The following is a 9,390-nucleotide window of genomic DNA, read 5'->3' as shown; positions in this document are numbered from 1 at the left end:
GATATAGCACGTGCTCTCAGCGTTATGATTTTTTTGAGAACGAACGAAAACCCAGCTTCATCCTCGCAGTCGCGAGAGAAATATGAGTCAGGATTCTGGATGAGTTACTGCAGAAAAACCGAAGATGGTGGGTCGTGCAGGATTCGAACCTGCGACCAATTGATTAAAAGTCAACTGCTCTACCAACTGAGCTAACGACCCGCAGAAGTGGTGGGTGATGACGGGATCGAACCGCCGACCCCCTCCTTGTAAGGGAGGTGCTCTCCCAGCTGAGCTAATCACCCACTTCTGTAACACATTTTAGAGACCAAGGCGCTGGCTGATAAGTGGTGGGTGATGACGGGATCGAACCGCCGACCCCCTCCTTGTAAGGGAGGTGCTCTCCCAGCTGAGCTAATCACCCACTTATCACACTTAATCTCTTCACAGCGGAGCTCTTTACTAAGTAAAGAGTGGTGGGTGATGACGGGATCGAACCGCCGACCCCCTCCTTGTAAGGGAGGTGCTCTCCCAGCTGAGCTAATCACCCGCGCTGTGTGGAGTGGCATTATAGGGATAGTTCATAGTGAGTCAACGCTTTTTAAAACTTAAATGGCTGTTCGTCGTAAAATTAGTCAGAGAGCTTTATTTGTGTGCATTAGTGTTGAAATCGTAAGCATTTTGGCGGGAGAGGGCGTGGGCATACGATGTTATTGCGTTGAGGAATCGAAGTAGAGTGATAGAATATTGCCCACTTTTAATATGAGCTTGCGTCGGTATTCACTGACAGCCGTTGAGTAATAAGGCCGTAATCCCCATGAAAATCAAAACCCGTTTCGCTCCCAGTCCTACTGGTTATCTTCACGTCGGCGGCGCCCGTACCGCACTCTATTCATGGCTGTTCGCGCGTCATCAGGATGGCGAATTCGTATTACGTATAGAAGATACCGATCTGGAGCGTTCAACCCAACAGGCTATCGATGCCATCATGGATGGTATGAACTGGCTGGGTCTGGACTGGGATGAAGGTCCGTATTACCAGACTAAACGTTTCGATCGCTACAATGCGGTCGTTGATGAAATGCTGGAAAACGGGACTGCTTATAAATGTTACTGCTCCAAGGAGCGTCTTGAGGCGCTGCGTGAGCAGCAAATGGCGAATGGCGAAAAGCCCCGTTATGACGGCTGCTGCCGCGATTCCCACGAACATCATGCTGACAATGAGCCGCACGTCGTGCGTTTTCGTAACCCGCAGGAAGGCTCCGTCATCTTTGATGACAACATTCGCGGCCCTATCGAATTCAGTAACCAGGAACTGGATGATCTGATTATTCGCCGCACCGACGGTTCGCCAACGTATAACTTCTGCGTGGTGATCGACGATTGGGATATGGAAATTACCCATGTCATCCGCGGGGAAGATCACATTAATAACACGCCTCGTCAGATCAACATCCTGAAAGCGCTGGGCGCGCCGGTACCGGAATATGCACATGTTTCGATGATTCTGGGCGACGATGGTAAAAAACTGTCTAAACGTCATGGCGCTGTGGGCGTGATGCAATACCGTGACGATGGTTTCCTGCCGGAAGCTTTGCTGAACTATCTGGTACGTCTGGGCTGGGCGCATGGCGATCAGGAAGTCTTCTCTATAGAAGAAATGAAACAGCTATTCACTCTGGATGCCGTCAGCAAATCAGCTAGCGCGTTCAATACTGAAAAGCTGCTGTGGCTGAATCACCACTACATTAATCATTTACCGGCGGAGTACGTTGCGACGCAGCTGTCCTGGCACATTGAACAAGCTGGCATTGATACCAGTAATGGTCCGCAGCTGAGTGAACTGGTCAAACTATTGGGCGAACGTTGCAAAACGTTGAAAGAGATGGCGGCATCCTGTCGTTACTTCTATGAAGAGTTCGACGCATTCGATGCCGATGCCGCGAAGAAGCATTTGCGTCCGGTCGCTCGTCAGCCGTTGGAGCTGGTTCGCGCTAAACTGGCGGCGATTACTGAGTGGACGCCGGAAAATATTCATCATGCTATCCAAAGTACGGCCGACGAGCTGCAGCAGGGGATGGCAAAGTGGGTATGCCGTTGCGTGTTGCGGTCACGGGTGCCGGCCAGTCACCGGGTGTTGATGTCACCGTTCACGGTGTAGGTCAAAAACGTGCATTGGCCCGTATCGATCGTGCGCTGTCATTCATTGCTGAGCGCGAAGCACAGCAATAATCACCGGCAGAAAAATAGCCTCAGTAAAACCCCGCGAGCGTAGGCTACGCGGGGTTTTTTATGGGGTAGCTGAAAGATTGCGGCGGGATTTGAATATCAGTAATGATGCGGCTCCGAGGCTGTTTCGATCCCCGTCCTGAACGTGTCGCGCACCGTATGAAATAGCGCGATGAAAGAGAACCTGATGACCGCGTTTTGCTCAGCTTGACGGCTTTTTCAGCGGTCGACCGAGTAAATGGATTTAGCCGTTGACACTACCGATGGCGTTGCATATCATTCGGCCCGTTCACACAGATGTTGTGTCAGGACGGGGCTATAGCTCAGCTGGGAGAGCGCTTGCATGGCATGCAAGAGGTCAGCGGTTCGATCCCGCTTAGCTCCACCAAACTCCATGTTTGGGTATCACTGAAACAGATCTATCGTGTGGGGCTATAGCTCAGCTGGGAGAGCGCTTGCATGGCATGCAAGAGGTCAGCGGTTCGATCCCGCTTAGCTCCACCAATATTCCTTCCCGCTTTTCCTCTAATTCTTCTTTTATCTCAAACTCATCTATCTTTAGCTTTGTTTTCTAAATTTCTGCCAATTTTTCAATGAATTGCCCCCGTTCGAATGAACGAAGACCGTCGGCGACATCATTTTTCGTCAGGGAGCTGCGGCATCCAGTCGATAGGCGAGAGTCCTTGCTGCTCCAGCAGATGATTAGCCTGTGAAAAATGCCTGCATCCCATAAAGCCGCGATGCGCTGAGAGCGGTGAAGGGTGTGGCGCTTTCAGCACGTGGTGACGCTGCTGATCGATGATGTTGCCTTTTTTCTGCGCATGCGATCCCCACAGCAGAAAAACAATCCCCTCACCATGTGAATTAAGCGCTGCGATCACTTTGTCTGTAAACGTTTCCCATCCCAGATTGGCATGCGAGTGCGCTTTTCCGCCTTCCACCGTGAGAACGGTGTTAAGCAGTAAAACGCCTTGCTGAGCCCAGCTCTGTAGAAAGCCGTGCCGTGGAATCTCAAAGCCGGGGATATCGCTGGCCAGTTCTTTATAGATGTTGGCGAGTGACGGCGGCGCCGGGATGCCGGGGCGGACGGAAAAAGAGAGGCCATGCGCCTGATTCGGACCGTGATAAGGATCCTGACCGAGAATAACGACTTTGACATCGTGGAATTCGGTATAGCGAAAAGCGTTGAACACGTCTTGCTGAGGAGGGTAGATCACTTTTCCCGCTTCTCGTTCCTGGTGAACGAATTTCAGCGTATCAGTGAAGTAGGGTTGTTGTTTCTCCTGGGACAGTACGTCGTGCCAGGTCAGGGAAGTTGCCATCAATGCGCCCTTGTCCATTCAATCAATCCGGCTAGCTTACCGTCCAATCCCGAAGAGGTAAAACCATAACCGGACTATTCGCAGCGTCAGCGTTGTTTTAACAAAAAAATTGAAAAAATATAGGATTTTTTGCAAAGCGCGCAAGGTGGGTAAAATTGATATAAAACAAAAGATTGCCATCGGTGGTTGAATTTTCAAACGGAAGAAATTGATTTGAATCAATGATTGTGGGGTGTTTGGCTGGTATATAGGTTAGCAGATTCAGTCGGGTTTACCCTGATGTTAAACAACTGGCAGATTTGTTACTGGATACGAGATTCACATTCAGACTTACACGCCGTGCTACGGAGGCAATCATGATTACAGGTATTCAAATCACCAAGGCAAACAACACCGCATTGGTTAATTCTTTCTGGTTACTGGATGATGAGAAATCAGAGGCGCGTTGCGTTTGTTCAAAAGCGGATTACAGCGAAGATCAAATTGTGCCAGTCAGCGATCTGGGTCAGTTCGAATATCGTGAAATTCCTCTGGAGCTGAAACCAGAAGTTCGCGTTGAAGGGGGCCAGCACCTGAATGTCAACGTACTGCGCCGTGAAACGCTGGAAGATGCGGTCAAGAATCCGGAAAAATACCCGCAGCTGACCATTCGTGTATCCGGCTATGCGGTCCGCTTCAACTCGCTGACGCCAGAACAGCAGCGCGACGTTATTGCTCGTACTTTTACAGAAAGTCTGTAATCGAGATCGACGTCATTTAAAACGGATTAACCGTATAGAACGTATAGAAAAGGGAGCCTTGGCTCCCTTTCTTGTTGTCTGTGACCGGTCCTAAAGGCAAAACGCCCAATGAAGTTCATTGGGCGTTGTAAGACAGCGGATCGCAACATGTACCGATGTCTTAGACCGCTTCATTGACAGGCGGCTGGGAGATTATTTTTTATCGGCCGGTTTGTCCGCGCTATTGCTAGGCTGACGACGTTTACCAATATTTTTGCTATCGCGATGACGCACTTTCGTCTTGGTCTTCGGCTTCTCTTTCTGCTTTTTCTCTTCGCGCTTCGCCAGGACTTTCTTCGACGGCTTACCGGTGATTTTCGCACTCGGCGCACGCGTCGAAGGACGCAGCTCATCAACCACTCTGGCTTTCATCTGCTCGTTCAGGTAGCGGCTGATTTTCCCCAGCAGTAGATGGTCGTGCGCTTCCACCAGCGAGATGGCGCAACCTTTACGACCGGCGCGGCCGGTACGGCCGATGCGGTGCAGATAGGTATCTGCCGTGCGAGGCAGGTCAAAGTTGAATACGTGACTGACATCATTGATGTCGAGTCCGCGCGCGGCGATGTCGGTTGCCACCAGCACGTTGACTCGGCCGTCGCTCAGGCGTTTGATGGCCTCATTGCGCTTGGCCTGCACCATTTCACCTTCCAGATAGCAGGTTTCGATGCCCGCTTCACGCAGCCATGCAACCATTTCATGCACGCGCTCACGCTTGCGCACAAAGACGATGGAGCGAGTGACGTCCGGCTGTTTCAGCAGATGACACAGCAGCGCGGTTTTGTGCTGGAGATCGTCTGCTCGGTAGTACCATTGCTGGATCTTTTTACGTTCGCGACGTGACGGATCGGCTTCAACTTCAACCGGTTCTTTCAACAGGCGTTCGGCGAAGTCCTTGATGGCATCGCCTTCCAGCGTCGCAGAAAACAGCAACGTCTGTTTACGCCAGCGCGTTTCACCGGCGATGTGTTCAATATCCTGTGCGAATCCCATGTCGAGCATGCGGTCGGCTTCATCCAGGATCAGCGTTTCCACCGCGCGGCAGTCGAAGTTTTCTTCTTTGATATATTGCAGCAAGCGGCCGGTCGTCGCGACGACGATATCCTGGTTCTCGCTGAAGACTTCGGCGTGGTTCATATAAGCGACGCCGCCGGTGATGGTGGCGATATCCAGATGTGTCTGCGCGGCCAGAATCTTGGCCTGCTCAGCCACCTGCATCGCCAATTCTCGCGTAGGCGTCAGAATCAGTATGCGCGGCGGTCCGGATTTTTTACGTGGGAAGTCGAGCAGATGCTGCAATGCCGGTAGCAGATAGGCGGCAGTTTTCCCGGTTCCTGTTGGTGCAGAGCCTAGAACGTCCCGTCCGTCCATTGCTGGGGGAATGGCGGCAGCCTGAATTGCCGTTGGGCGGGAGAACCCCATATCCTGCAGGGCGTTTAGCAGGCTTTCATCAAGATCAAACTCGGAAAAATTGGTCGCTGTCATTATCTACCTCTATTTGGGGCGCCGATTATAGACTCATTGGCCCGGTTGTTCATCTCTTTAAGCGATGCAGACGACTTTTACTGCGTCAGAGTTTCTCCTATGCTAGCGCGGTTTAACAGGAAAAGACGCAAAATGACTCAGCCTTTATCGACGCCGGCGGTACGTTCCGGCGGATTCACCTTTAAGCAATTTTTCGTGGCGCACGATCGCTGCGCGATGAAAGTCGGGACGGACGGCATTCTCCTCGGCGCGTGGGCGCCGGTGCCGAAAGCAGGTCGACTGCTGGATATCGGCTGCGGTTCCGGGTTAATTGCGCTTATGCTAGCGCAACGTACGAAAGGGCGGCTGTCGATAGATGGCGTAGAGCTGGATGCCGCGGCAGGGCAGCAGGCAAAAGAGAACGCGGTGGCTTCGCCCTGGCGCGAGCAGATGACCATTTACACGGCGGATATCGCTGACTTCACGGAACGAACCGAAGAACAGTACGCGCTGATTGTTAGCAATCCGCCTTATTTCGTTCCGGGAGTGAGCTGCCGTTCAGAGTCGCGCGCTCAGGCCCGCTATACTACCTCTTTGACCCATCAAGAATTATTGCGTTGCGCGAAGGCGAAATTGACGGCCGATGGGCTTTTTTGCGTCGTGTTGCCCTACGATGTCGCGGAGATGTTTGTGCCGCAGGCTGAAAAAGAAGGATGGCGCTTGTCATTACGGACGGATGTCCGTGAGTCTGCGTCGCGCCCCGCACATCGAACGCTACTGGCGCTCTCGTTGCAGCCGGGGGCGACCGAGCGGTCTTCGCTGGTGATTCGAGATGAGGAGGGTCACTATTCCGACGCCTACCAGGCGCTGACACGCGATTTTTATCTGTCTATGTAAGGCATGGAAAGACGGTGTTACATATGCGTAGCCCCCGGAATAGCGGGATTTGGCGCACGTGGTTGGCCGAAGTGTGGTACAACTAGCCGCAAGAGTACAGGTCGGTCTGGTACTGAAATCACATCGGCGATCACACAAAGCAGAAAAGACTTTTTTGAAACGGAACTTAATGATGTGTATGGACTCCAAGCGAGTGCTTGCTCAAAGATTTAGAACGTGGCTGGCATTACGTAACCTATGCGTGGAGACAAATTTGAGGAGATATTACCTCGGATGAGCGAGCAGTTAACAGATCAGGTTCTGGTTGAGCGGGTCCAGAAAGGCGATCGGAAATCGTTCAATTTACTGGTTGTTCGTTACCAGCATAAAGTAGCGAGCCTGGTATCTCGTTACGTCCCTCCGGGCGACGTACCGGACGTTGTCCAGGAATCATTTATCAAAGCCTATCGTGCGCTCGAGTCTTTTCGCGGCGATAGTGCATTTTATACGTGGTTGTATCGTATTGCGGTTAACACGGCGAAAAACTATCTCGTTGCCCAAGGGAGGCGACCTCCGTCGAGTGACGTGGACGCCAGCGACGCTGAGAATTATGAAAATGCCAGCGCGTTAAAAGAAATATCGAACCCTGAGAATTTAATGCTGTCTGATGAGTTGCGTCGGATAGTGTTCCGCACGATTGAGTCATTGCCGGAGGATTTACGACTGGCAATCACGCTGCGAGAACTGGATGGACTGAGCTATGAAGAGATAGCCGACATCATGGGCTGTCCGGTCGGCACCGTGCGATCGCGTATCTTCCGTGCACGCGAAGCTATTGATAATAAAGTACAACCGCTTATTCAGCGTTAACTTGTTGTGAACGTTCATCATGACCGATTTGACAAGGTAAGGGTGTAAGGTATGCAGAAAGAAAAACTTTCCGCTTTAATGGATGGCGAGGCTGTCGACAACGAACTGCTGAGCGCTTTGTCGAAAGACGAGACACTGCAGGAAAGCTGGCAGCGTTACCATGTAGTACGCGATACATTGCGCAATGATGTCTGCGAACACGTCTTGCACGTCGACGTCGCAGCCAGTGTCGCGGCAGCATTAGAGCAGGAACCTGTTCTCTTCAACCCGCAGGCGGTGCCCGAATCCCAGCCACATCCTCGGACCTGGCTAAACCTGTCGTTCTGGAACAAGATCCGTCCATTGGCGGCGAATCTGACGCAAATTGGTGTCGCGGCCTGTGTTTCTCTGGCGGTCATCGTTGGCGTGCAGCACTACCAGCAAGGCGGTGTCGCGACGGACGGCGCGGTCGAAGCCCCGGCATTCAGTACGCTTCCTGCTTTAGGCACCGCATCGCCGGTCAGCCTGAGCGTACCGGCTGAAACCGGCGTCAGCACGGTGGGACAGCGTCAGCAACAGGCTCAGCATGAGCGCATCAATGCGTTGCTGCAGGACTATGAGCTGCAGCGCCGAGTGCACTCTGACCAACTGCGTTTCGACCAACATGAAGATCAACAGGCTGCCGTTCAGGTGCCTGGAACCCAATCATTAGGAATGCAGCCGCAGTAATGAAGCGCTTTTTGTTTATCACCGCGCTGCTTTTCGGCGGCGCGAGTTACTCTGGCATCGCCCCGGCTCAGGACAACTCCGGGGCGATGTTGCAACAAATGAGCCGAGCCAGCCAGTCCCTGAGCTATGAAATCTATTTCATCAACGTATCCCGTCAGGGGATTGAGTCTTTTCGCTATCGTCACACGTTAGCGGGGAAGGAAACGTTGGCTCAGTTGCTTCATCTCGACGGTCCGCGTCGTGAAGTGGTTCAACGTGCTCGTAATATCAGCTATTTCGAAACCAACCTTGATCCTTTCACGCTATCCGGCGATCACATGGTCGATGCGCTGCCCGCGTTGATCTACGCGAATTTCTCTCGGCTGTCTGCTTATTACGACTTTATCCCTACCGGGCGCATTCGTCTTGCCGATCGTCAGAGCGACGTCGTACGTATTGTCTCCCGTGACGGCACGCGCTTCAGCTATGTGATTTGTCTGGATGCGACGTCAAGGCTGCCGCTGCGAGTCGATTTGCTGGACCAAAATGGCGAACTGCTGGAGCAGTACCGCGTTTTGTCCATGACGGTGGACGGTTCGGTGCAGTCAGAGATGAAAAATCTGGATCGTATGAGTCTACCGCCGCTGTTGAGCGTTCCCACGGCACCATCAGCCGACTTCGCATGGTCGACGCAGTGGCTGCCGAGCGGCGTTGAAGAGATCTCGCGTAGCCAGCGACGCTTCCCAGCGGAGGCGTGCCGGTGGAATCTCGCCTCTACAGCGACGGCTTATTCAGCTTTTCTGTCAACGTGAGCCCGGTTGGCGACACCCACCCGGACCAAAACGCGTTGCTAGGACGGCGGATGATCCACTCCGTCGTGCGCGACAAACACGAAATCACCGTGATTGGCGAATTGCCGTTGGCTACGGCCAAGCGTATTGCCGACAGCGTGAGCTTTAAGAACCCCTGACCGTTATCGGACAGGGGCCTTGGCATGGTATGAACTATGCTGGATGTCAGGTCGGATCAATCGTCTTATCGAGGCGCCGACCTTGATTTCCCGTAGCAAGACTCGCTTCCTTATATCCCGGCCTGTATGGCCCGTGAGCGACGAGGTAACCCCCGTCTTTTTCAGGCATCATCTCCCGCCGCTCATGCCGCACAGCAACCGGCTTTCTTCCGCAAGG

The 9,390-nt window shown here is 52.8% G+C and carries 6 protein-coding genes, 6 tRNA genes and 2 pseudogenes; 8 read left to right on the top strand and 6 right to left on the bottom strand.

Translation table 11 applies throughout. The annotated features are described in order from the left end of the window. Window positions 1-125 precede the first annotated feature (125 nt). The 4 genes from AU509_RS16790 to AU509_RS16775 all read right to left on the bottom strand — a co-directional run bounded on the left by AU509_RS16790 (window position 126) and on the right by AU509_RS16775 (window position 529). Window positions 126-201 (bottom strand) — tRNA-Lys (locus AU509_RS16790). 7 nt (window positions 202-208) lie between these two features. Continuing rightward, a tRNA-Val gene (locus AU509_RS16785) sits at window positions 209-284 on the bottom strand. A gap of 43 nt (window positions 285-327) precedes the next feature. Further along, window positions 328-403, bottom strand: a tRNA-Val gene (locus AU509_RS16780). Window positions 404-453: 50 nt separating this feature from the next. Then, window positions 454-529: transfer RNA gene (locus AU509_RS16775), tRNA-Val, on the bottom strand. Window positions 530-796: 267 nt separating this feature from the next. On the opposite strand from AU509_RS16775, the pseudogene gltX reads away from it, so the two are divergent. The 3 genes and pseudogenes from gltX to AU509_RS16760 all read left to right on the top strand — a co-directional run bounded on the left by gltX (window position 797) and on the right by AU509_RS16760 (window position 2,712). Beyond that, a pseudogene (gltX, locus tag AU509_RS16770) lies at window positions 797-2,211 on the top strand (glutamate--tRNA ligase). 309 nt (window positions 2,212-2,520) lie between these two features. Next, a tRNA-Ala gene (locus AU509_RS16765) sits at window positions 2,521-2,596 on the top strand. 40 nt (window positions 2,597-2,636) lie between these two features. Continuing rightward, window positions 2,637-2,712, top strand: a tRNA-Ala gene (locus tag AU509_RS16760). A gap of 131 nt (window positions 2,713-2,843) precedes the next feature. Here the strand turns inward: AU509_RS16760 and ung are convergent. After that, window positions 2,844-3,530 (bottom strand): uracil-DNA glycosylase, encoded by a 687-nt coding sequence (gene ung / locus AU509_RS16755; protein ID WP_094118862.1) that lies wholly within the window; start codon window positions 3,528-3,530, stop codon window positions 2,844-2,846. Window positions 3,531-3,886: 356 nt separating this feature from the next. On the opposite strand from ung, the gene grcA reads away from it, so the two are divergent. Beyond that, on the top strand, window positions 3,887-4,270 hold the full coding sequence (gene grcA / locus AU509_RS16750) for an autonomous glycyl radical cofactor GrcA (protein WP_085653178.1): 384 nt from the start codon (window positions 3,887-3,889) through the stop codon (window positions 4,268-4,270). A 192-nt stretch (window positions 4,271-4,462) separates the two neighbouring features. Here grcA and srmB read toward each other — a convergent pair whose 3' ends face one another. Continuing rightward, on the bottom strand, window positions 4,463-5,791 hold the full coding sequence (srmB, locus tag AU509_RS16745; protein ID WP_085653179.1) for an ATP-dependent RNA helicase SrmB: 1,329 nt from the start codon (window positions 5,789-5,791) through the stop codon (window positions 4,463-4,465). Window positions 5,792-5,923: 132 nt separating this feature from the next. Between srmB and trmN the strand changes: the two genes are divergently transcribed. The 4 genes and pseudogenes from trmN (at window position 5,924) to rseB (ending at window position 9,173) form a co-directional block, all read left to right on the top strand. Next, on the top strand, window positions 5,924-6,667 hold the full coding sequence (trmN, locus tag AU509_RS16740) for a tRNA(1)(Val) (adenine(37)-N(6))-methyltransferase TrmN (RefSeq protein ID WP_094118861.1): 744 nt from the start codon (window positions 5,924-5,926) through the stop codon (window positions 6,665-6,667). Window positions 6,668-6,940: 273 nt separating this feature from the next. Beyond that, entirely contained in the window at window positions 6,941-7,516 is a 576-nt protein-coding gene (gene rpoE / locus AU509_RS16735) for an RNA polymerase sigma factor RpoE (RefSeq protein WP_026741430.1), read from the top strand. Between the two features lie 51 nt (window positions 7,517-7,567). After that, on the top strand, window positions 7,568-8,224 hold the full coding sequence (gene rseA / locus AU509_RS16730; RefSeq protein ID WP_094118860.1) for an anti-sigma-E factor RseA: 657 nt from the start codon (window positions 7,568-7,570) through the stop codon (window positions 8,222-8,224). Further along, window positions 8,224-9,173: pseudogene (rseB, locus tag AU509_RS16725) on the top strand (sigma-E factor regulatory protein RseB). The gene rseA and the pseudogene rseB overlap by 1 nt, the downstream one beginning before the upstream one ends. The last annotated feature ends 217 nt before the right edge of the window (window positions 9,174-9,390 follow it).

Source organism: Lonsdalea britannica, from assembly GCF_002111595.1.
GTDB classification, from domain to species: Bacteria; Pseudomonadota; Gammaproteobacteria; order Enterobacterales; family Enterobacteriaceae; genus Lonsdalea; species Lonsdalea britannica.
This window is presented reverse-complemented; position numbering and strand designations above follow the sequence as displayed.